The following is a 23487-nucleotide window of genomic DNA, read 5'->3' as shown; positions in this document are numbered from 1 at the left end:
TCATGACCACCGTCGGCATTCGCGGCACGTTCTTCGACTTCGTCGACGATCCCTGGAAGCACATAGGCAACGAGCAGGCGGCCGCGCGCTTTCACCAGGACGGCCTCATGGTCGTCACCGACGGCGTTATCAAGGCCTTCGGTCCCTACGACAAGATCGCCGCCGCGCATCCGGGCGTGGAGGTAACTCGTATCAAGGACCGTATCATCGTCCCCGGCTTCATCGACGGTCACATCCATCTGCCGCAGACCCGCGTGCTGGGGGCCTATGGTGAGCAGCTCCTGCCGTGGCTGCAGAAGTGGGTCTATCCGGAAGAGCTCAAATACCGGGATCGCAACTACGCGCGCGAGGGCGTCAAGCGTTTCCTCGACGCGCTGCTCGCCTCCGGCACCACGACCTGCCAGGCCTTCACGAGCTCCTCGCCGGTCTCGACCGAAGAGTTGTTCGAGGAAGCGGCCCGCCGCAACATGCGCGTCATCGCGGGTCTCACCGGCATCGATCGCAACGCGCCGGCTGATTTCATCGATACGCCGGAGAATTTTTATCGCGACAGCAAGAGGCTGATCGCGCAGTACCACAACAGGGGCCGCAACCTCTACGCCATCACGCCGCGCTTTGCCTTCGGCGCCTCGCCGGAATTGCTGAAGGCGTGTCAGCGCCTCAAGCACGACCATCCGGACTGCTGGGTCAACACCCACATCTCCGAGAACCCGGCCGAATGCAGTGGCGTCCTCGTCGAACATCCGGACTGCCAGGACTATCTCGGCGTCTACGAGAAGTTCGACCTGGTCGGGCCGAAATTCTCCGGCGGTCACGGCGTCTATCTGTCGAACAACGAGTTCCGCCGGATGTCGAAGAAAGGCGCGGCGGTGGTGTTCTGCCCGTGCTCAAACCTGTTCCTCGGCAGCGGCCTGTTCCGGCTCGGCCGCGCCACCGATCCCGAGCATCGCGTGAAGATGTCGTTTGGCACCGATGTCGGCGGCGGCAACCGCTTCTCGATGATCTCGGTGCTCGACGACGCCTACAAGGTCGGCATGTGCAACAACACGCTGCTCGACGGCAGCATCGATCCCACGCGCAAGGATCTCGCGGAAGCCGAGCGCAACAAGCTCTCGCCCTATCGCGGCTTCTGGTCGATCACGCTCGGCGGCGCCGAAGGCCTCTATATCGACGACAAGCTCGGCAATTTCGAGCTTGGCAAGGAAGCCGATTTCGTCGCGCTCGATCCGAACGGCGGGCAGATCGCGCAGTCCTGGCATCAGTCGTTGATCGCCGACGGCGCCGGGCCGCGCACGATGGACGAGGCCGCAAGCATGCTGTTTGCCGTCATGATGGTCGGCGACGACCGCTGCGTCGACGAGACCTGGGTGATGGGCAAGCGTCTCTACAAGAAGAACTGAAGCGGACGGCGGCCAATGAGCGCAACTCCCGATGCGGCCAGCCAGCCGGTCGCTCTCGTCATCCAGCGCCGCATCACTGACGACGGCTTTGCTGCGTTCGCGCGGTGGAACGGCGAGGTCGGCGAGGTGCTCAAGGCATGGCCTGGTTTTCTCAGCCAGGAGGTGGTGCCGCCGCAACCGCCGGCGCATGTCGACTGGGTGACGATCCTGCGTTTCGCGAGCCCGGCTGCGGCACGCGCCTGGCTCCAGAGCGAGGTGCGGGCGCGACTTATCGCAGAGGTGCAGCGCTTCTTCGTCGGCTCGGAGGATGTTCATATCCTGCCCGACACCGGCGTTCAGCGCGACAATGCGGTGTCGGCCGTCATCTCCTTCGAGGTCCCGGACGGACTCGAGGATGCGTTCCTCAAATGGCAGCAGCGCATTCAGGCCGCGGAAGCCGAGTTCAAGGGATTTTTGCGCCACAAGATCGAGCGACCGATGCCGGGCCTGCACGACGAATGGATCGTCATCCTGTCGTTCGACTCGGATGCCAACCTCAATGCATGGCTGGACTCACCGTTGCGGCAGACCCTGTTGGAGGAAGGTGCGCCCTTCAACGCCGGCATAAACGTGAAGCGAGCGAGCTATGGTTTCAATTTCTGGTTCCCGGCCGGCAAGGCGCAGGCTGCGGAGCAGGGCCCGGGCCTGATCTGGAAGAGCAACCTCATCGTTCTCCTGGTGCTTTATCCCGTAGTCTATCTCTGGGGCTATTTCATCAGCGCCCCCTTGATCGACAGCCACGGCGTGCCGGTCTGGCTGTCGTTGTTCGTCGGCAATCTCGTGAGCACGCAGCTGCTCGGCTGGTGGCTGGTGCCCGCCGCCTTCAGGGTGCTCGACTGGTGGGTGACGCCGAAGGCGACGATCAGCCGCCAGATCGCGGGATACGCACTCCTTGCCGCGCTCTATGCGGCGTCGATGGGCCTGTACGCGGTGCTGCTTGCGTGGCATTGGGGACGGTGAGACCAGTCCACCGCTGGACACGTGACGACAATGTTCGCGCTGACATTTCTCGGAACCTCGGCAAGCGTTCCCTCAGTGGAGCGCAACCATCCGGCGCTCCTGGTGGAGGCGGCGGGTAAGCGTATCCTGGTCGACTGCGGCGAGGGTACGCAGCGCCAGTTGCTGCGCAGTGGTGCCGGCTTTCGGCGGCTCGACCGCATCCTGCTGACCCATGCTCATCTCGATCACGTGCTCGGCATCCCCGGTCTCTTTTCAACGCTGGGTTTGCGGCAGAACGCCGACACGATGACCCTCCATGGAGGGCAGGGCACGCTTGACCTCGTCGTTCGCATGCTCGCAGGCCTCTGGGGCGCGGGCAGGGCGCCGATCGCAGTCGCGTTCGCGCCGCTGACCGAAGGACAGGTCATCGACGCCGGCGACTTCACCATCGACTGCTTTCCGGTCCGCCATCGCGACACCGACAGTTTTGGCTTCGCCTTTAGGAGTCCCGCACGTCGCCGTCTCTTGTCCGATCGCCTCGCGACCCTTGGCGTCCCCGACGGTCCCATGCGCGGAGAACTGGCCGCAGGACGATCGGTCGTGATCGCCGGCCGAACGATCGATCCGGAAGAGGTCCTGGGGCCGCCGAGCGGCGGCAGCAAGCTCGTCGTGATCGGCGACACCGAGACCACCGAGGACCTCGCCAAATACGCCGCTGACGCCGACCTGCTGGTGATCGAGGCGACATTCCTCGATCGCGACGCATCGACCGCGCGGGACTATGGCCACCTCACTGCGCGCGATGCGGCTGCGTTTGCTGCGGCAAACAATATCGGGCAGCTCGTGCTCACGCATCAGTCGGGCCGCTATGAGGACGATGAGGTCCTTGCGGAAGCAGCCGGGATCTTTCCGAACAGTCGAATAGCAGCTGACTTCGATCACATCGTCGTCTAGCGAGCCGTCATCGCGGCAGGCCTTAGAGGCCGGCAGCAACACCGAGACGGCCGATACCGGGCAGCTTGACGGCGGGGCGCCGAACGTCGAAGCCAAGCACGGCGCCGAAGAAGTTGATCTCAAGACCTTCGACCCAGCCAAGTGTGAGACCGAGGTAGCCGGAGAGCGAGGCATAGAAGCCGGTGCGAGAGGCCGTCAACCCGATCCATCGTCCGGAATAGGGATAGTCCTTGCCGATGGCGGTCGGTGGTAGAACCGCGTGAAGTTCTGGCACGGCGTCCAGAGCGGCCTGGACGAAGGTGTTCGAATTCGGACCCGGCCAAGCGCTGTAATCGCCGTAGGTTCGAAATCTGTAGTTCTCCACGACATCTCGGATCTTCGGAATCAGCGTTTCAGCCTTCGCGCCGTCGATGGCGACGACTGTCTCCGGCAAGGCTCCGAACCAGCGGCCGTCGGGGACGAAGCCATTGCTCCGGATCGGTTCCCCCCACGCCGTATAGTCATAACGACTGTAGCTGGCTACGTCCTTCTCCTTGACGACGATCCAGGTGTGGACGGCGAATATGCTGCGCCACCGGACCGTTCGCGCAGCGTAGACCCGGATCAGGGCGTCCGGATGCGAGACGGCAGGAGGCAGCAGGCCGGCGCTGGAACGGTCCGCGGTCTGCCAATTGCCGCGTCCATCCCCGAGCCAGAGATATCGGACGGCCGAAATCCCGATCGGCACGAAGACCAGCAGAAGAAATGTGACCACGGATTTTCTCAAGGGAAGATCAGGTTTCGGCAGGGCGCCTTGACGATATAGGTCTCGAAAGCCCTTTCACAATGATGTTCGAATAGCGCAGATCATCAGCCTGCGATCAGGCGCGCAGTCGTGCCGATCATGTCCTCGCGACCGCGTTCAGCTCGTCAAACCCGACTTGATCGCGATATCCTGCACCTGCCTCGTCACCTGCATGAGCTTTGGCAGCGCCTCATCGCGAAAAGCGGACATGTCCATGCGCGTCGCATCGATCGTGACGCTCAACCCGCCGATTACGATGCCCTGGGCATCGAAGATCGGCGTTGCCAGCGTGCGCAGGCCGTAGGCGTTCTCGCCGTCGGAGACGGCATGACCCTTCTTCTTCACCTGATCGAGCCGGGCGAGCAGGGCGTCGAGATCGGTGAGTGTTCGCTCCGACAGTTTGACGCGGGGCCGTGCCTCCAGCCGCGCGATCTGCTCGTCCCGCGCCAGATGCGCCAGCATGACATGGCCGAGCGCGGCGCTGTAGGCGGGAATGCGCGTGCCGGGCCGGCGATCCATCTTGTGACGGTCGAGGCCGGCGCCGATGCGCGCGAGATAGACCACGTCGCCGCCGTCGAGGATGCCGAGCGAGGCCGCATCGCCGACATCCGGCACGAGGCCGCGCAGCAGCGGCTCGACAATCGGCCGCAGCGATCCATGCGACAGCACGGAGTAGCCGAGGTCCAGACAGGCGACGCCGAGGCGGAACCGGCGGCTCTGCGGCACCGCCTGGAGATAGCCGAGTTCGACCAGGGTCTGGATCAGGCGGAACGCGGTTCCGCGATCAAGGTCGGCCCGTGCGGCAATCTCACTCAGGGTCAACTCGAAGGCCTCGCTGGTGAAACTCTTGAGCACGGCGAACGCCTTGCCGACGGAGGCGACGTAATTCTTTGGATTCTTTGCGCTAGTTTCCGATGCGCGCTTTGCGGCCTTCTTTTCGACCTTGGCCATGATCGAATGTCTCGCGATGACATGTCGCCCTTGACGCGGCGGCAAGCTGATTTTACGACGGGTCAATCTAATAACAAATGTTCGCAATCCGAACAATATCGATTTGACGATCGGAGGAAGTTTTGTCGACATCATCGCTGCACCCCCATGGCGTGTTCTCCGCCGCGTTGACGCCGCTCGACGCCGAGCTTGCTCCCGACCATGCGCGCTTCGTCGCACATTGTCGCTATCTGCTGGACGAAGGCTGCGACGGCATCGCAATGCTCGGCACCACGGGTGAAGCGAACTCCTTCTCAGTCGCGGAGCGGATGGCGCTGCTCGAAGCGGTGGTCGCCGCCGGCATCGCGCCGCGCCAGCTCCTCCCCGGCACCGGTGTCGCCGCACTCACCGAGACCATTGCCCTGACGCGTCACGCGCTCTCGGTCGGCGTCGATACCGTGGTGATGCTGCCGCCGTTCTACTACAAGAACGTCACCGATGACGGCATCTACGCCTCCTACAGCGAAGTGGTGCAGCGTATCGGTGATGCGCGTCTGAAGGTCGTCCTCTATCACTACCCGCAGATGTCGGCGCAGCCGATCTCGCATGCGCTGATCGAGCGGTTGCGCAAGGCCTATCCGGCGACGTTCACCGGCATCAAGGATTCATCCGGCGACTTCGCGAACATGACGGCGATGGTGGAGCGCTTCCCCGGGTTCGCTGTCCTGGGCGGCGCGGATCCGTTGATGCTGCCGTTGCTGCGCAAGGGCGGGGCGGGCTGCATTACCGCCACTTCCAATGTCGTCGCGCGCAGTCTTGCGTATGTCTTCAAGCACTTTGGCGACAGCGATGACGATCCGGCACTCAAGGCGGCGCAGGCGCGAATCGTGAAGGCGCGCGAGTTGGTCTCGCAATTTCCGCAGATGGCTTCGTTGAAGGCTCTGGCGGCCGATCGCACGCAGCATGCCGGATGGCAGCGTCTCCGACCGCCGCTGGAGTCCTTGCAGCCCGACCAGCTGAAAACGCTGCTCGCGAATGCCGCGGCGTTCGCTGCCGCGTTCTAGGCCGGACGGCGAGGCGATCTGATGTCCGACTCCTTTCAGGATGCATTGGCCGGGCTCGCCGCGATCATCGGCGACAAGCACGTCTTTGCATCCGGGCCTGATCAGGAGCCATATGTCGTGGACTGGCGCGGGCGTTATCACGGCCGCGCGGTTGCGGTGGTGAAGCCCGGCTCGACCGCCGAGGTCGCTTCCGTCGTCAAATGCTGCGCTGACAGGCGCCTCGCCATCGTACCGCAGGGCGGCAACACCGGCATGTGCGGGGCCGCGACCCCTGACGATGGCCCGGGCAATGTTGTGGTCCGGCTCGACCGCATGCGGGCCGTGCGCGACATCAGCGCGCTCGCCAACACGATCACGGTGGAAGCCGGCTGCATTCTCGCCGAGGTGCAGAATGCAGCACGCAGCGTCGACCGTTATTTTCCCCTGAGCCTGGGCGCCGAGGGCTCCTGCCAGATCGGCGGCAACATCTCGACCAATGCCGGCGGCACCGCCGTGCTGCGCTATGGGCCGACGCGCGATCTCGTGCTCGGGCTTGAGGTCGTGCTGCCCGACGGGCGTGTGTTCAATGGCCTGCGCGCGCTGCGCAAGGACAACACCGGCTACGCTCTGAAGCAGCTCTTCATCGGCGCGGAGGGTACGCTGGGCATCATCACTGCCGCGGTGCTGAAATTGTTTGCGCCGCCACGCAGCTCGGCGCTGGCGCTGCTGAAATTGCAAGGTGTCGGGCAGGCGCTCGATATACTGCAACGTCTGCGCGGTGCGGTCGGTGACCGCCTCGGCAGCCTCGAGATCATGTCACGCCCGCAGATCGAAGCCATTGCCGCCACCGTGCCGCACGTGGCCATTCCATTCGAGCTGACGACGCCATGGTATCTGATCGTCGAGCTGACCGATACGCTCGCCGGCATTGATCTCGACGAGCCGCTGGCCACGGTGCTTGCGGAGGCGATGGAGGCGGGGCTCGCCGAGGACGTCATCCTCGCGTCCAACCTCGCCCAGGCAAAGGCGATCTGGGCTGTCAGGCATAGCGTGTCTGAAGGCAACAAGCGCAGCGGCTATGTGGTGTCGCACGACAGCGTGGTGCCGCTGGAGCGCCAGGCGGCCTTCGTGACCAATGTCGAAGCCCGGATCAAGGCCGCGGTTCCGCATGCGAACGTGGTGATGCACGGCCATATCGGCGACGGCAACATCCACGTGATCGCCTTGATCGACCGCGCGCGTTGCCAGGATCCGGCTGCAACCTCCGCGCTGGTGGCGGAGATCAACGAGATCGTCGACGATGAGACTGCAGCGCAAGGCGGAGCGATCAGTGCCGAGCACGGCATCGGCATCACCAATCGCGGCCGGCTCGCCCGCGTCACCGATCCGCTCGACATCGATCTGATGCGCGATATCAAGCGATTGCTCGACCCGAACGGCCTGATGAACCCGGGCAAGATCTTCGCGGCCAGAGGCGTGCGACAATGACGAGTGTCCGCCTGCTCGCCGACGATCTCACCGGTGCGCTCGACACCGCGGCGGAGTTCGTCGGCCTGAGCGGACCGTTCGACGTCACCTGGCCGGAAGCGCCTGCGATGACGTCCGCTTCGAGCCTCGCGATCGATAGCGGGACCCGCGAGCGATCCAAGGCCGAGGGCATCGAGATCGTCGGACGACTGGCGCCGCAGCTCCGTGGAGCGACAATCGCCTACAAGAAGGTCGATAGCCTCCTTCGTGGCGCGTGGGCGGCCGAGCTCGGCGCCTGCCTGCGCGGCGGGGATTGGGCAACCTGCGTGGTCGCGCCGGCCTTCGACTATCAGGGGCGCCGCACTGTGGGTGGCCAGCAATTTGCGCGCACGGTGCAAGGCGAGTGGCATCGCGTCGGTGACAATCTGCTGACTCGGTTGCGACAGGAAGGCATTGGGGCGCAGCAAGGCGGGGTTGATACGCTGTCGCAGGGCGGCGTTCAGGTCTTCGATGCCGAGAGCGACATCGACCTCGACCGGGTCGTCGAGATGGGACGGCGCATGCCTGGGCCGGTGCTGTGGTGCGGCAGCGGCGGGCTGGCCGGCGCGCTCGCCCGCAGCCACCGCGCCGATGCGCCGAGCCAATTGAAGCGGCCGGTGCTGGGATTGTTCGGCTCGGATCAGCCCGCGACCGCTTCTCAGCTGGCCGCGTGCGGCGCAGCGACCGTCGCGCTTGCGGAAGGCGAGGGCGCGGCGCTCGTCGGGCGCAAGCTGGCCGATGATGGCGTGGCGCTGGTAAAGTTCTCGCTCGCGGAGGGCCTGACCCGCGCCGAGGCGGCGCGGCGGATCGCACGCGAAATGACGGCGCTGGTCGCGGCGCTCGAACCGCCTGGCACATTGATCGTTGCCGGTGGAGAGACCTTGAAGGCCGCATGCGTTGCCCTCGGCGCGCATGCGCTTCAGGTGACGGGACGCATCGTGCCGGGATTGCCGCGCTCGATCCTGCAGGGCGGCCGGTGGGCCGGAACGGACGTCGTCTCGAAGTCCGGTGCATTCGGGCCTAGCGAACTCTGGCACGATCTGCTCCGGGACAATCATTTGCTCAATATGGGGAGTCCGACATGACCTCTCGTCATCTTGCCATCACCATGGGTGATCCCGCCGGGATCGGGCCGGAGATCATCATCAAGGCCTGCGTCGGACTGAGGGACCGGATCGCAAAGGGCGATCTGCGCCTGCTGATCATCGGCAGCGGGGCGGCGCTCGCCGGGGCCAAGGCCGCGCTCGGCGCCGATATTGCCATCCCCGAGGTCAGCAACGAGGATCGCGACTGGCCGAATCTGTGCTTCCTCCAAGCCGACGCCGAAGCCGAGCCGATCAAGCCAGGTGTCCTCAGCGCCGACGGTGGCCGCTTTGCCTACAAGGCGATCGAGCAAGGCGTGCGCCTGACGCAGTCAGGACGGACCTCCGCCATTGTGACGGCACCGCTCAACAAGGAAGCGCTCAACAAGGCCGGCTATCATTTCCCTGGGCATACCGAGATGCTTGCTCATCTCACCGGCGTGCGTGGCTCGGTGATGCTGCTCGCCCATGGCAACATGCGTGTCAGCCATGTCTCGACCCATGTCGCGCTGGAGGACGTGCCGAAACGCCTGACGCCGGAGCGCCTGCGCCAGGTGATCGACCTCACCAACGACGCGCTGCGCCGGCTCGGCATTGCCAACCCGAAGATCGCGATTGCCGCGCTCAATCCGCATGCCGGTGAGGGCGGTCTGTTCGGTCGGCAGGACATCGACGTGTCGACGCCGACGATTGCCAAGGCGGTCGCCGACGGTCTCGACGTCGTCGGTCCGGTGCCCGGCGACACCATCTTCGTCAAGCTGCGCGCCGGCCAGTACGATGCCGCGGTCGCGATGTATCACGATCAGGGCCACATTCCCGTCAAGCTGCTCGGTTTCCAGGTCGATCCTGCCACCGGCCGTTGGCAGGAGCTCTCCGGCGTCAACATCACGCTGGGTCTGCCGATCATCCGCACCTCCGTCGATCACGGCACCGCCTTCGATATCGCCGGCAAGGGCATCGCCAACGAGCACAGCCTGATCGAGGCCATCGACTATGCCGAGCGGCTGGCCGCTGGCGCCTCCGCATCCAAGTCATGAGACCTGAACGCACGATGACCAACGCCTTCACGCCCATCGAGATCCTTCGTCCGACCGTCCTCGAATTCGGCTGCGGCACGATTGCCGCTGCGGCACGCTTCGCCGAGCGGATCGGCGCAAAACGGCCATTGGTGATCTCCGACCCGTTCAACGCGCGCCGCGTCGACGCGCTGGCGCTGCCGGGCGCAGTGAAGGTGTTCGGCGACGTGAAGCCGGAGCCGGACCTGCCCAACCTTGACAAGGCGGTCGCGATGGCACGCGCAGCCAAGCCCGATCTCGTCGTCGGGTTCGGCGGCGGCAGCGCGATGGATCTGGCCAAGCTGGTCGCGGTGATGTGCACGAGCGATGTGGCCTTCGCCGACATCGTCGGGCCGGAGAAGGTGGCGGGCCGCAGCATGGCACTGATGCAGATCCCCACCACGTCCGGGACCGGCAGCGAGGCCGGCACCCGTGCCCTCGTCACCGACCCTGTCAGCCAGAACAAGCAGGCGGTGCAGAGCCGGTTCATGCTGGCCGATATCGCCATCGTCGATCCGGATCTGACGATGACGGTGCCGAAGGAGATCACCGCGGCGACCGGCGTCGACGCGTTGGCGCATTGCGTCGAGGCCTATACGAGCCGCAAGGCGCATCCCGCGATCGACCTCTATGCGCTCGAGGGCGCGCGGCTGGTCGGGCAGTATCTCAAGCGCGCGGTGGCCGACGGCGACGATCGCGAGGCGCGTGCAGGTCTGGCACTGGCCTCGCTCTATGGCGGCTATTGTCTGGGGCCTGTGAACACCACTGCCGGTCATGCGGTCGCCTATCCGCTCGGCACGCGCCATCATATCGCCCATGGCCGGGCCTGCGCCGTGATCTTCCCGCACACGCTGGCGTTCAACATGCCGGCCGTGAAGGCGAAGACTGTCGCTGTGCTCGGGGCGCTTGGATTGCCGGAGCAGGACGATGCGAAGCTGGTGTTCGACGCCACCTACAAATTCTGTGCTGATCTCGGCATCGAAATGCGGCTGTCGGCGCTCGGCGTGCCCCGGGACGACCTCGGGGTGATGGCCGATGAGGCGCACGCCATTCGCCGCCTGCTCGACAACAATCCGCGCGACCTCGGCCGGGATGCGATCCTGAACATGTACGAGGTCGCGTTCTAGCCGTTCCACGTCGCTCGCTCGCGACACGCAAATCAACAACATGTAAAACAGAGGAAACTTCGATGAGATCGATGTGGCTTGTTCTTGCCTCACTCATGCTGCTGGCGGCCTCACCGGCAAAGGCCCAGGACGGCTATCCGTCCAAGCAGGTGACGGTGATCGTTCCCTTCGCTGCCGGCGGTACCGCCGACATCTTCGCCCGCATGGTCTCCAACCATTTGCAGGCGAAGCTCGGCAAGCCGTTCGTGGTCGAGAATGTCGGTGGCGCCGGCTCCATCCTCGGGGTGACGCGGCTGGCGAAGTCGGCGCCTGATGGCATCACGATCGGCGTTGCCAGCACGTCCGCGCTCGCGATCAATCCGTCACTCTATGGTCCGAAGCTCAGCTACCAGCCGGACAAAGATCTTGCGCCGGTTGCCCAGATCAGCGTCGTGCCCAACGTGCTCGTCGTGAACCCCAACAAGATCAAGGCGCGCACAGTGCCGGAGCTGATCGCCTATCTGAAGGCGAATCCGGACAAGGTCTCGTTCGGCTCGGCCGGCGTCGGCACCTCGCAGCATCTCGCTGGCGAGCTGTTCCAGCAGATGACCGGGACCAAGATGGTGCACGTGCCCTACAAGGGGTCCAGCCAAATGCTGACGGATCTGTTGAGCGGCCAGATCGATCTCGCCTTCGACAACGTGCCGCTGCTGCTGCCGCAGGTGAAGACCGGCGCGCTCGCACTGCTCGCGACGGCGACGCCGAAGCGGGCTGCCTTCGATCCCGAAGCTCCCGCCGTCGCCGAATTCCTGCCGGGCTTCGAGGCCGTGGCCTGGCATGGCTTCTTCGTGCCATCAGGCACGCCGAAACCGATCGTCGAAAAGCTCTCGGCCGAGATCCGCGCCTTCATGCAGCAGCCGGACACGGTGCAGAAGATGGCCGAACTCGGTGCCACCGCGGTCGCGTTGGATTCCGAACCGTTTGCGGCCTACATCACTGCCGAGACGGCACGGTGGAAGAAGGTGATCGAGGCCGCGAACATCAAGCTGGAGTAGCCGCCAAGGTCGCGGTCTCCAGGCGTTCGAGACGTCTGCGGAACGCTTCCCGGCTCGACCGGCGAAGCGGACGAATGGCTGGGTCCTGCTCCCACTGTTGAGGAAGCAGCATCCATCCACCGCAGCGCTTGCCAGCCCGGGGACGAGCGGGTAGAACCCTGCCACGCCTGAGCCGTGATTTGCGCTAAACGCGCTTCCGGTGACAGTCGAGCAAATCAGCAAGTCATTGAATTTGTTCGACTATTCCGTTGGGGAATGGTGTAACGGTAGCACAACAGACTCTGACTCTGTTTGTCTTGGTTCGAATCCAGGTTCCCCAGCCAAAGGCCCGCTACATACCTGAGCATCTTTGGGTTTTTCGCCTCGGCACACTTCCCTTGCCGAGACACCGACAATGCTCGCTTTACACATCGCACAGAACGGAGCTAATCTTTTCGTTTATTTTCTACAAATTTTATAGTGCTGGAGGGCGTCATGGTAGCAGGCGTCGTTTCTCTCAGCGGTACATCAACTCAGAATCAAACTCTGGCTGCAAACATCACGGATGTCGATGGCATCCCAGTGGGGGCACCCATCGCTTACCAGTGGCAGCAAAGCGCCGACAATGGCGTGAGCTGGACCGACATTGCGGGAGCAACCGCGAGTTCCCTGACACTGCAGCAGGCATACGTGGGCACGCTCGTCCGCGCCGGCGTGAGCTACGCTGATGCCGCGGGAAACGCAGAGCAAGACTTCAGCCCCGCGACTGCGTCCGTCGGCAACGTCAATGATGTGGGCGTAGCCAGCATCGTCGGCACGACGGTTCAAGGGCAGACGCTGACTGCCAGCGTCACCGATCTGGACGGATTGGCGAACGTGGCGATCAGCTATCGCTGGCAGCAACTGACCAACGGAAGCTGGAGCAACATCTCGCAAGCGACAGGGGTGACCTATACGCTTCAAGCCGCGCAAGTTGGCCGGCAGGTGCGGGTTCGCGTAACCTACACGGATCAGCTAGGTGGGTCTGAGTCCAATCGAACGAGCGCCGCCACGCCCGTGATCGTCGCGACCAACCCTGCCGGTAACGACATCGGGGTCGTTTCCTTGAGTGGCACTTCGACGCAGAACCAAGTCCTCGTTGCAAACGTAACGGATGTCGACGGCCTCCCGTCGGGGACATCCATTGGATACCAATGGCAACAGAGTTCGGACGGCGGCGTCACATGGAGCGATATCGCTGCTGGCGCAACGGGCAAGGCGCTAACACTCACACAGGCGCAGGTTGCGATGCGCGTCCGTGCCGTCGTTAGCTACACTGACGCCGCCGGCAGCGCTCAGTCCGTCGCCAGCGCAGCGACAACGGCCATCGCAAACGTCAACGATGCAGGCGTCGTGGCCACAACGGGCGCGCCGGTTCAAGGGCAGATCCTGAAGGCCGACGTCACCGATCGTGATGGTCTAACGAACGTTTCGATAACGTACCGCTGGCAACAATTGATCAATGGCACCTGGAGCAACATCGCGAATGCCACGGGAGCCACGCTGACGCTGCAACCCGCACAGGTCGGCCGGCAAGTCCGCGTGCTCGTCAGTTATACTGACCAGCTTGGGGGGGGCGGAAACCAACCGGACGAGCGCAGCCACCCCGCTGGTCGTGACCGCCAACAATCACCCAGGCGTGGTGAGTGTCAGCGGGACACCGACGCAGAACCAGGCGTTGACGGCGACCGTGAGCGATGCGGACGGAGTGCCGGCCACCATCACCTATCAGTGGCAGCAGAGCGCGAACGGCAGTACCTGGACCAACATCAGCGGCGCGACGGCGAGCACGTTGATCCTTGGGCAGGCCCACGTCGGCAGCTTCGTGCGTGCCACCGCCACGTATACGGACCTCCAGGGCAGCAGCGAGACTCCATTGAGCCCCGCGACCGCCACGGCGGTGACCAACGTCAACGACGCTGGTGCCGTCGCGATCAACGGCACGGCGACCCAGAACCAGATTCTGACGGCTAGCGTCACCGATCTCGATGGTGTGCCGGCGACGATCGGCTATGTCTGGCAGAGCAGCCCTGATGGCAGCACCTGGACGAACCTCACCGCCACCACGGCGAGCCTCACCCTCGACGGCAGCCTGGTCGGCAAGCGTATCCGGGTCAATGCCGCCTACACCGATCCGTTCGGCACGAGCGAGAGCGTGACGAGCGCAGCGACGGCGCCGGTTGCGGCGCTGAATTCCGGGCCCACGAGTCTGTTCACCACCCAGACGCCAGCTCAACCGAACTTCACCGACGGGCCAGGGGCGGATTGGGAGCTCGGGATGCGCTTCACCAGCAGCAATCCCGGACAGATCCAGGCGATCCGGTTCTACAAGTCCCCCAGCGAGACGGGCACGCATGTGGGGAAAATCTGGTCGGCCACGGGCCAGCAACTGGCGACGGTGACGTTCACGAGCGAAGGCGCATCGGGCTGGCAGCAGCAGGCGCTCGCCGCGCCGCTGACCATCACCGCGGGCACCACCTACGTGGTCTCCGTCAACACCAACAGCTACTACGCCCTGACGTCGCAGGGCTTCGCCTCACCCATCACCAACGGCGGGCTGAGCGCGCCGATCGGCGCCGGCGTCTACAACGATGCCGCAGGCGTCTTCCCGAACCTCGTCTATCAGAACGAGAACTATTTCCGGGACGTCGTGTTCGTGTCCGGTACGTCGAACCCCAACAATCACCCAGGCGTGGTGAGTGTCAGCGGGACACCGACGCAGAACCAGGCGTTGACGGCGACCGTGAGCGATGCGGACGGAGTGCCGGCCACCATCACCTATCAGTGGCAGCAGAGCGCGAACGGCAGTACCTGGACCAACATCAGCGGCGCGACGGCGAGCACGTTGATCCTTGGGCAGGCCCACGTCGGCAGCTTCGTGCGTGCCACCGCCACGTATACGGACCTCCAGGGCAGCAGCGAGACTCCATTGAGCCCCGCGACCGCCACGGCGGTGACCAACGTCAACGACGTCGGTGCCGTCGCGATCAACGGCACGGCGACGCAGAACCAGATTCTGACGGCTAGCGTCACCGATCTTGATGGTGTGCCGGCGACGATCGGCTATGTCTGGCAGAGCAGCCCTGACGGCAGCACCTGGACGAACCTCACCGCCACCACGGCGAGCCTCACCCTCGACGGCAGCCTGGTCGGCAAGCGCATCCGGGTCAATGCCGCCTACACCGATCCGTTCGGCACGAGCGAGAGCGTGACGAGCGCAGCGACGGCGCCGGTTGCGGCGCTGAATTCCGGGCCCACGAGTCTGTTCACCACCCAGACGCCCGCTCAACCGAACTTCACCGACGGGCCAGGGGTGGATTGGGAGATCGGGATGCGCTTCACCAGCAGCAATCCCGGACAGATCCAGGCGATCCGGTTCTACAAGTCCCCCAGCGAGACAGGCACGCATGTGGGGTACATCTGGTCGTCCACGGGCCAGCAGCTGGCGACGGTGACGTTCACGAACGAAGGCGCATCGGGCTGGCAGCAGCAGGCGCTCGCCACGCCGCTGAACATCACCGCCGGCACCACCTACGTGGTCTCCGTCAACACCAACAGCTACTACGCCCTGACGTCGCAGGGCTTCGCCTCACCCATCACCAATGGCGGGCTGAGCGCACCGGCAGGCGCCGGCGTCTACAACGACGTTGAGGGCGCCTTCCCGAGCCTCGTCTATCAAAACGAAAACTACTTCCGGGACGTCGTGTTTGTTCCAGGGGCCATCATCTCATTGGTCAACAATGCGACGATCTACGTCAGTGAAGCGGCGGGCACAGCAACCATCACAGTCACGCGATCGGGCGATCTGCAGTCTCAAACGACTGTGGAGTACACAACGAATGAGATAGGCAGCGCCGGGGCGGCGCAGGCTGGATTGGACTTTATCCAACCTACGTTCAATGGCCGAGCGAATACGGGCCAGGTTGTCTTCGGACCTGGCGAGAGCACCAAGAGCTTCACCGTCTCGATCGTGAACGATCAACTCGTCGAGGGCAGCGAGACGTTCGCCGTCGGCCTTCAGAATCCCGCATCCGGCTCGCTGGGAGTCCCCCGGACGGTGCTGGTGACCGTAGTCGACGACGATTCACCCTCCACCATCTCCATGGCGGACATGGCGGTGAGCGTATCCGAGACCACGCCTTCAGCGACCCTCACGCTGTTGCGTAGCGGCAGCATCGATCAACCCGCCACGATCCAGTTCACAACGAGCAACGGCAGTGCGCTCGCGGGATCGGACTACACGGCATCGTCGGGCACCGTCACCTTCGCCGCCGGCCAGCTCAGCCAGAACATCTCGGTCCCGATCATCAACGACTCAGCAGGGGAAGCCGACGAGAGCTTCACCGTCACCTTGAGCAATCCAACGGGTGCCGCTCTCGGCGCACAGACGACCACCACCGTAAGTATCCTCGACAACGACAGTCTCAATATCGGGAGTCTGACGCGCCAGACCGCCGTGACCGGGTTGAGCGAGCCAACGGCGATCGATTGGACTCCCGACGGCCGCTACATGCTGGTTGCACAGAAGGGCGGTGTGGTGCGCGTGGTGGACAACGGCACACTGCGGTCGACGCCGCTCATCGACCTTTCGAGCGAGGTGAATGAGTACGGCGATCGCGGACTACTTGGGATCGCGATCAACCCGAATTTCGCCAGCAATCCCTATGTCTACCTGCTCTACACCTACGATCCACCCGAAACGGCGGGCCAAACGGGACTCGCAGCACGCGATCAGGCCGGGAATCGACCTTCTCGTCTGGTCAGGGTGACTGTCAACCCCGCCACCATGGTTGCCGATCCGGCGAGCGAAATCGTGCTGGTCGGCAAGAACAGCATCTGGGCCTATACGAGCCGGCCCGACGTTAACAGCAACGGCGATCCTAACATTCCCCCATCAGGTATCGTCAACGGCACCACCATAACGGCACCCGCCAGCCAGATAGAGACCGGACCGCAGGATAACGATCCGAACCACGCGGGGATTCAGAATCAGAACATTCGCGATTATCTAGCGACGGACGGCGACTCCCATTCCATCGGTGCCGTTCATTTTGGTCCCGACGGCTATCTCTACCTCACCGTGGGCGACGGCACGTCATATAATTTCGCTGACCCTCGCGCGGTGCGAGTCCAGGACATCCACAATCTGTCGGGCAAGATGTTGCGGGTCGATCCGACCACGGGCGAGGGCGTGCCCGGCAACCCCTACTACCAGGCCAGTGATCCGAACAGCAATCAGTCGAAGATATTCGATTATGGTGTCCGCAACGCCTACCGCTTCAGTTTCGATCCGGTCACCAATCTGCCCGTGTTCGGAGATGTGGGCTGGAACACCTATGAAGAGATCAATACCGGCCCGGCTGGCTCGAATTTCGGGTGGCCCTACCTGGAAGGGCCGGGCCGGACCGGCAGCTACCAAGACCTTTCGCAGGCGATCAGTTTTTACAACAATGGCAACCGCAACAATACGTCGGACCTGCCTGCCGTATTCCCCATCCTGTCGCGCAGCCACGGCGCTCCGGACAATGCCGCTGCGATCACCGCGGGAGATTTCTACAATCAGAACACCCTGCTCTTCGACGATGTCCTCAATGGAAACATCTACGCTGCCACCTTGAACGCGAGCCGACAGGTCACCAATGTCCAGGTCGTGGATTCCGGCATTCCCGGCATCGTCGACCTGCAGAAGGGGCCCGATGGCTCGATCTACGGTGCCGATGTGTACGATGGCACGATCCGGCGATGGGTGGACTCCTCGACCACGTCTGCCAGCACGCTCGGACTCGCTGCGCCGGCCTTCTGATTGGTGTCGCAAGGGGACGCGCCATCGCGAGGTGTCCCTCGATCGCGTGCGAATACAAAGTTGCAGTCAATCGCAGAGCAATCAAGTCACGGATCTGCTCGTCCCGTGGGGGCCATCCCGCGGGCGATCTAATGATCGAGCCAGACGCTCCCGGGACGTCCGTCGGCCGTACCGCCGCTCGCGACCGTTTGCCTCACCTGGAAATCGCGTTCTCCGGTCGGATCGCCGCGCGTTCGATCGTTCTTAGATCACACAACCCAAGGAGATCCGTGATGCCCTATGTCGATGGTTTCGTGCTCGCCGTGCCCAAGGACAATATCGAGGCCTATAAGGCGATGGCGACGAGCGCCTGCGCGATCTGGATGGAGCACGGCGCGCTCGACTACGTCGAATGCATCGGTGACGACGTTCCCTATGGCGAGCTCACCTCGTTCCCGCGCGCGGTGATCGCGAAGGAGGACGAGGTCGTGATCTTCGCCTGGATCGTCTATCGCGACCGGGAGAGCCGCGACGCCATCAACAAGAAGGTGATGGCGGACCCGCGGCTGAAGATGGAGGGCATGCCGTTCGACGGCAAGCGCATGATCTATGGCGGCTTCACGACGCTGCTCCGGGCGAGCGACATCGCGACCTGAGGCCAGCCGTTACTTGATCTTGTCGTAGGCCGCCGCAAAATCGTTCAGCGGCATCGGGATCGCGATCGTCTCCTTGGCCATGTTCTGGAAGGAGACTTTCAGCTGCTTGCCCGACCGCAAGGCGGTGAGCAGATCCGCCGCGATCGGCGTCGAGGCGTAGCAGCCGCGGTTCTCGCAGGTCTGGATCTGGAGATCGAACGTCTTGCCCTCGTCGACCTGGAGCTTGGCGCCGATGGGCAGGTTGAGGCCGAGCGGCAATTGCAGCAGCGCGATCGGCGTGCGGGTGTCGGGCGCGATGCGGATGTTGATCAGGACGACGGTCTGGCCGGTCTTGGTCAGCACCGCGTTCTGCTCCATCGCGCATTCGAGCGGCGCCTCGCGGCTTGCGCTGGTGCAGCGCACGATCCAGCCGGGCTGTCCCGGAGAGCCGTCCGCCTGCGCTTGCGTCGGAGCAGTCGCCGCCGGCTGCGCGGCCGGAGGAGCGCCGTTCTTCTTGGCGCTCTGCTGGGCGTAGGCGGCGCCGGTCGACAACAGAACGGCGGCGGCGAGGGCGACAAGTCTGGATTGCATCATCATGACGAAACCGCGTTGGCGTGAACCGAGGCCCCGCTGTAGCGTTGCGGGCGGCGCGGTGCAAGTTTACTCGGCGGCTTCCTTGACGGTGCCGTGCGCGGGCGCCTCGTCACCTTCGCCGTCACCCGAACGGCCCCAGCCCGAGAACCAGTTGTTGAGCTCGTCGAGATAGAGATAGACCACCGGGGTGGTGAACAGCGTCAGCGCCTGGCTGACGATCAGGCCGCCGACCATGGCGTAGCCGAGCGGTTGGCGGATCTCGGCGCCGGTGCCGTGACCGAGCATCAGCGGCACGCCGCCCAGCAGCGCGGCCATCGTCGTCATCATGATCGGGCGGAAACGCAGCAGCGCGGCCTGGCGGATCGATTCTTCCGGCGTCTTGTGCTCGTCGCGTTCGGCGGCGATCGCGAAGTCGACCATCATGATGCCGTTCTTCTTCACGATGCCGATCAGGAGAATGATTCCGATCAATGCAATGAGGCTGAAGTCGAAGCCGGCCGCCATCAGGATCGCGAGCGCGCCGACGCCGGCCGAGGGCAGGGTCGACAGAATCGTGATCGGATGGATGTAGCTCTCGTAGAGGATGCCGAGGATCAGATAGACCACGACGAGGGCTGCCAGGATCAAGAGCGGCACGGTGCCGAGCGATTGCTGGAACGCCTGCGCGGTGCCCTGGAAGCTCGAATTGAGCGTCGGCGGCGCGCCGAGCTCGACCATCGCCCGCTGCACGGCCTCAGTTGCCTGGCCGAGCGCAACGCCTTGGGCGAGGTTGAAGCTGATCGTGATCGCCGGGAACTGGCCCTGATGGCTGATCGAGAGCGGGCGGACCGGATCGGTGGTCCAGGTCGCGAAGGTCGACAGCGGCACCTGCTCGCCGGTGAGCGGCGACTTTACGTAGAGCTTGTTCAGGCTGTCGAGATTCCCCTGTAACTCCGGAAGAATCTCGAGGATCACCTTGTAGGTGTTGAGCTGGGTGAAATACTGCGTAACCTGCCGCTGTCCGAACGCGTCATACAGCGTGTCGTCGATCAGCTGCGGCTGGATGCCGTAGCGCGAGGCGGTGTCGCGGTTGATCTTGAGCTGCACCGTCGTGCCCTGCGTCTGCTGGTCGGTCGCGACGTCACGCAGCTGCGGCAGCGTCTGCATCTTGGCGAGGATCTTCGGTGCCCAGTCGTTGAGCTCGGCGAGATCCGCATCCTGCAAGGTGAACTCGAACTGCGTGCGCGTCGGCCGACCGCCGAGCCGGACGTCCTGGGCGGCCTGCATGTAGAGGCGGGCGCCGGACACCTTCTCGAGCTTGGGACGTAGACGGGCGATGATCTCCTGCGCTGAGGCGTTGCGGTCGTTACGCGGCTTCAGGGTGATGAACATGTTGCCGTTGTTGCCGGCGCGGCCGCTGCCGCCGATGTTCATCGCAATCGTGGCGACGTCGGGATCCTCCATCACGATCTTGCCGAGCTCGACTTGTCGCCGTTGCATCTCGGCGAACGAGATGTCCTGCGAGGCTTCGGAGGTCGCGGTGATCAGGCCGACGTCCTGTTGCGGGAAGAAGCCCTTCGGGATCAGGACGAACAGGTAGATCGACAGGCCGAGAGTGGCGAAGAAGATCGCCAGCGTGGTGCGGCGCCAGGCCAGGGCGTGGTCGAGTACATATTCGTAGCCGCGCAGCATCCCGTCGAAGGCGCGTTCGCTCCATTGGTAGAACTTGCCGTGCGTCACCTCGCCATGCGCGCGCAGGAAACGCGAAGCCATCATCGGCGTCAGCGTCAGCGACACGAACATCGAGACGAAGATCGTCATCGCCAGCACCACGGCGAACTCGCGGAAAAGGCGCCCGATGATGCCGCCCATCAGCAGCAGGGGGATCAGCACCGCGACCAGCGAGATACTGATCGAGACAATGGTGAAACCGATTTCCTTGGAACCCTTGAAGGCAGCCGCCATCGGCGATTCGCCTTCCTCGATGTAGCGGGTGATGTTCTCGAGCATCACGATGGCGTCGTCGACGACGAACCCGACCGCGATGGTGAGCGCCATCAGCGACAGATTGTCCAGGGAATAGCCGACCACCCACATCAGAGCGCAGGCGCCCAATAGTGCCAAGGGCACCGTGATCGTAGGGATGACGGTCGCCCAGAAGCTGCGCAGGAAGATGAAGATGACCATGACCACGAGCGCGATGGTCAGCAGCAATGTGAACTGGACGTCTTCGACCGCGGCACGGATTGTCGTGGTGCGGTCGCTGATCAGCTCGATCTTGATCGCGGGCGGGATAGCGGCCACCAGCCGGGGCAGGGTGGCCTTGATGCGGTCGACGGTGTCGATGACATTTGCGCCCGGCTGTTTGAATATCACCAGGAACACGCCGCGCTTGCCGTTGGCCCAGGCCGCCTGTTTGGCGTCTTCAGCGCCGCTGACCGCCTGGCCGACGTCGCGGATTCGCAACGGGCCGCCATTGCGATAGGCGATGATGACGTCGTTCCAGTCCTTGGCCTGGGTGAGCTGGTCGTTGGCGTAGATCGTATAGGCGCGTTTGGGTCCGTCGATATTGCCTTTGGGGCTGTCGACGGTGGTGATGGCGATCTGGCTGCGCACATCCTCCATCGACAGGCCCTTGGCGACGAGTTTCGCCGGGTCGATCTGAATGCGGATGGACGGTTTCTGCTGGCCGCCGATGAAGACTTGCGCGACGCCGGAAAGTTGGCTGATCTGCTGGGCGAGCTGCGCGTCGACGGCGTCGCTGACGCTGGTGAGCGGCAATGTCTCGGAGGTTGCCGACAGCAGCATGATCGGGGCGTCCGCCGGGTTGACCTTGCGGTACGTCGGCGGCGAGGGCAGGTTCTTCGGCAGCTGGCCACTGGCGGCGTTGATGGCACCTTGAACGTCGTTGGCCGCACCGTCGATGCTGCGATTGAGGTCGAACTGGATGGTGATCGACGCCGTGCCCAGATAGCTGGTCGAGGTCATCTGGGCGATGCCGGGGATCTGGGCGAATTGCCGCTCGAGCGGCTGCGCCACCGACGAGGCCATGGTCTCTGGACTGCCGCCCGGCAGGTTGGCGGTAATCTGGATAGTCGGGAAGTCCACCTGCGGCAGCGGCGCGACCGGCAGCAGGGGGTAGGCGACCAGACCGACAAAGAGAATGCCGGCCATCAGCAGCGAAGTGCCGATGGGATAACGGATGAAAGGTGCCGAAATCCCGCCCTCGGTCATTCCTGTCGAACCTTGTTCTGCGCCGGATCCGAGCTCGCCACTGCCGTCGAGACGAGGCTTCCAGGCTGCACCTTGAACTGACCGCCGGTGATGACCTGCTGCCCGGGGCTCAAGCCTTCATCGATGACCGAACGTCCATCGATGCCATAGCTGACCTTGATCTTGTGCACTTCGGCCTTGTTGTCCTGATTGACGGTATAGGCGTACAGGCCGTTGGTGGAATGCTGGACCGCATCATCGGGAACCACGGTCGCATCCTTCAGCGTCCGCACCAAAAGACGCGTCGAAACCGACTGGCCCGGCCACAGCGTGTGGTCCTTGTTGTCGAACACCGCCTTGAGCCGAATAGTCCCGCTGGTCGTGTCGACCTGATTGTTGATGACCGCGAGCTTGCCCTCGGCCAGCGTCTTCTTGCCGTCGGTGGTGAAGGCGATCACCTTGAGCGCGCCGGCCTTCTGGCCTTCGCTGATATAGGGGAGCTGGTCTTCCGGTGCCGTGAAGATCACGGCGATCGGCTCGACTTGCGAGATCGTGACGATGCCGGTCTGCGTCGAGGCGTTGACGATGTTGCCGACGTCGACCTGACGGAGCCCTGCGACGCCCGTGAACGGCGCCTTGATCTGCGTGTAATCGAGCTGGGTCTGGGCGTTGGCGATCGCGGCTTCGTCGGCGGCGATCTGGGCGGTGAGCTGAGCGACGGTGGAGCGCTGGGTATCGACCCGCTGTGCGGTCGCGAATTCGCCGAGCTTCATGGCGCGCTGGAGTTCGAGATTGGCGTTGGCGAGGCTAGCCTCGTCCTGCGCCTTCTTGGCCTTGGCCTGGTCGAGCGTGGCTTGATAGGGGCGGGGATCGATCGAGACCAGAAGCTCGCCCTGCTGGACGATCTGACCTTCCCGGAAGGCGAGCTTGTCGATCTGACCATCCACCCGGCTGCGGACTTGGACGGTGTTGAAGCCTTGAACCGTGCCGAGACCGGTCAGGTAGACCGGAAAGTCGGTCTTCTGGACCGGCGCAACGCTGACGGGAATGGCGGACGGGCGAGGTGGCGCCTTCTGGGCTGTCCGGGTCTGTCCGGCCGACCCGAATTTCTGCCACCCATAATAACCTGCGGAGGCCACGGCCGCGATGATCAGAATCCAGAGGATCGGCCGGGACTTATTCATATCGTCTCGTGTCGGCTTTTGTGCCCTAAGCTTACGAATTATGGGGCAATCATAGGGTTCCAGCGCGCTTGTATAATACACGCCAAGTTCCAGTGTAAACAGCACTATCGGTCGCGAATCCTAAACAATTGGAAAGCTTTGCACCGCTTGGGCAGCTCCGTGACACTACGGTGTGCAGTGCTGCATTTT

At 63.9% G+C, this 23487-nt stretch carries 17 protein-coding genes and 1 tRNA gene; 13 read left to right on the top strand and 5 right to left on the bottom strand.

All coding sequences use genetic code 11. From position 1 onward, the window contains the following. Positions 1–2: 2 nt before the first annotated feature. From guaD to rnz, 3 genes are read left to right on the top strand one after another with little or no spacing between them, the layout of a single operon-like run. Entirely contained in the window at positions 3–1400 is a 1398-nt protein-coding gene (gene guaD, locus NLM27_RS16520) for a guanine deaminase (RefSeq protein WP_254144310.1), read from the top strand. A 15-nt stretch (positions 1401–1415) separates the two neighbouring features. Further along, positions 1416–2399 (top strand): antibiotic biosynthesis monooxygenase, encoded by a 984-nt coding sequence (locus tag NLM27_RS16515; protein WP_254144309.1) that lies wholly within the window; start codon positions 1416–1418, stop codon positions 2397–2399. A 30-nt stretch (positions 2400–2429) separates the two neighbouring features. Continuing rightward, the gene (gene rnz, locus NLM27_RS16510; RefSeq protein ID WP_254144308.1) at positions 2430–3332 is read left to right on the top strand and encodes a ribonuclease Z; all 903 of its coding nucleotides are present in this window, start codon (positions 2430–2432) and stop codon (positions 3330–3332) included. A gap of 22 nt (positions 3333–3354) precedes the next feature. On the opposite strand, the gene NLM27_RS16505 is transcribed toward rnz, so the two are convergent. Next, a complete protein-coding gene (locus NLM27_RS16505) occupies positions 3355–4086 on the bottom strand; it encodes a DUF3750 domain-containing protein (RefSeq protein ID WP_254144307.1) in 732 nt (243 codons plus the stop codon). A gap of 147 nt (positions 4087–4233) precedes the next feature. Continuing rightward, positions 4234–5067: an IclR family transcriptional regulator gene (locus NLM27_RS16500; protein WP_254144306.1), complete on the bottom strand. Its 834-nt coding sequence runs from the start codon at positions 5065–5067 to the stop codon at positions 4234–4236. A gap of 122 nt (positions 5068–5189) precedes the next feature. On the opposite strand from NLM27_RS16500, the gene NLM27_RS16495 reads away from it, so the two are divergent. From NLM27_RS16495 to NLM27_RS16450, 10 genes are all read left to right on the top strand, one after another. After that, on the top strand, positions 5190–6110 hold the full coding sequence (locus NLM27_RS16495; protein ID WP_254144305.1) for a dihydrodipicolinate synthase family protein: 921 nt from the start codon (positions 5190–5192) through the stop codon (positions 6108–6110). 21 nt (positions 6111–6131) lie between these two features. Continuing rightward, a complete protein-coding gene (locus NLM27_RS16490; RefSeq protein WP_254144304.1) occupies positions 6132–7577 on the top strand; it encodes an FAD-binding oxidoreductase in 1446 nt (481 codons plus the stop codon). Next, the gene (locus tag NLM27_RS16485; RefSeq protein WP_254144303.1) at positions 7574–8680 is read left to right on the top strand and encodes a four-carbon acid sugar kinase family protein; all 1107 of its coding nucleotides are present in this window, start codon (positions 7574–7576) and stop codon (positions 8678–8680) included. Before NLM27_RS16490 ends, NLM27_RS16485 begins: the two co-directional genes overlap by 4 nt. Then, on the top strand, positions 8677–9714 hold the full coding sequence (gene pdxA / locus NLM27_RS16480; RefSeq protein ID WP_254144302.1) for a 4-hydroxythreonine-4-phosphate dehydrogenase PdxA: 1038 nt from the start codon (positions 8677–8679) through the stop codon (positions 9712–9714). Before NLM27_RS16485 ends, pdxA begins: the two co-directional genes overlap by 4 nt. Before the next feature lie 14 nt (positions 9715–9728). Next, entirely contained in the window at positions 9729–10859 is a 1131-nt protein-coding gene (locus tag NLM27_RS16475; RefSeq protein WP_254148843.1) for an iron-containing alcohol dehydrogenase, read from the top strand. A 62-nt stretch (positions 10860–10921) separates the two neighbouring features. Further along, the gene (locus tag NLM27_RS16470; RefSeq protein WP_254144301.1) at positions 10922–11893 is read left to right on the top strand and encodes a tripartite tricarboxylate transporter substrate binding protein; all 972 of its coding nucleotides are present in this window, start codon (positions 10922–10924) and stop codon (positions 11891–11893) included. A gap of 249 nt (positions 11894–12142) precedes the next feature. Then, positions 12143–12216, top strand: a tRNA-Gln gene (locus NLM27_RS16465). Positions 12217–12367: 151 nt separating this feature from the next. Continuing rightward, a complete protein-coding gene (locus NLM27_RS16460; protein WP_254144300.1) occupies positions 12368–13885 on the top strand; it encodes a hypothetical protein in 1518 nt (505 codons plus the stop codon). After that, positions 13788–17714, top strand: coding sequence for a DUF4082 domain-containing protein (locus NLM27_RS16455; protein WP_254144299.1), 3927 nt, complete (start codon positions 13788–13790; stop codon positions 17712–17714). Before NLM27_RS16460 ends, NLM27_RS16455 begins: the two co-directional genes overlap by 98 nt. Before the next feature lie 272 nt (positions 17715–17986). Then, the gene (locus NLM27_RS16450) at positions 17987–18349 is read left to right on the top strand and encodes a DUF1428 domain-containing protein (RefSeq protein WP_254144298.1); all 363 of its coding nucleotides are present in this window, start codon (positions 17987–17989) and stop codon (positions 18347–18349) included. Between the two features lie 9 nt (positions 18350–18358). On the opposite strand, the gene NLM27_RS16445 is transcribed toward NLM27_RS16450, so the two are convergent. The 3 genes from NLM27_RS16445 to NLM27_RS16435 all read right to left on the bottom strand — a co-directional run bounded on the left by NLM27_RS16445 (position 18359) and on the right by NLM27_RS16435 (position 23298). Further along, positions 18359–18925, bottom strand: coding sequence for an invasion associated locus B family protein (locus NLM27_RS16445; RefSeq protein WP_254144297.1), 567 nt, complete (start codon positions 18923–18925; stop codon positions 18359–18361). Between the two features lie 63 nt (positions 18926–18988). After that, positions 18989–22135, bottom strand: coding sequence for a multidrug efflux RND transporter permease subunit (locus tag NLM27_RS16440; protein ID WP_254144296.1), 3147 nt, complete (start codon positions 22133–22135; stop codon positions 18989–18991). Then, complete coding sequence (locus NLM27_RS16435) at positions 22132–23298, bottom strand: efflux RND transporter periplasmic adaptor subunit (RefSeq protein WP_254144295.1); 1167 nt, start codon at positions 23296–23298, stop codon at positions 22132–22134. The genes NLM27_RS16440 and NLM27_RS16435 overlap by 4 nt, the downstream gene beginning before the upstream one ends. Between the last annotated feature and the right edge of the window lie 189 nt (positions 23299–23487).

This window comes from Bradyrhizobium sp. CCGB12, from assembly GCF_024199845.1.
Taxonomy (GTDB): Bacteria; Pseudomonadota; Alphaproteobacteria; order Rhizobiales; family Xanthobacteraceae; genus Bradyrhizobium.
Note: the sequence above shows the minus strand (reverse complement) of the source record. Positions and strands in the feature narration are given on the sequence as shown.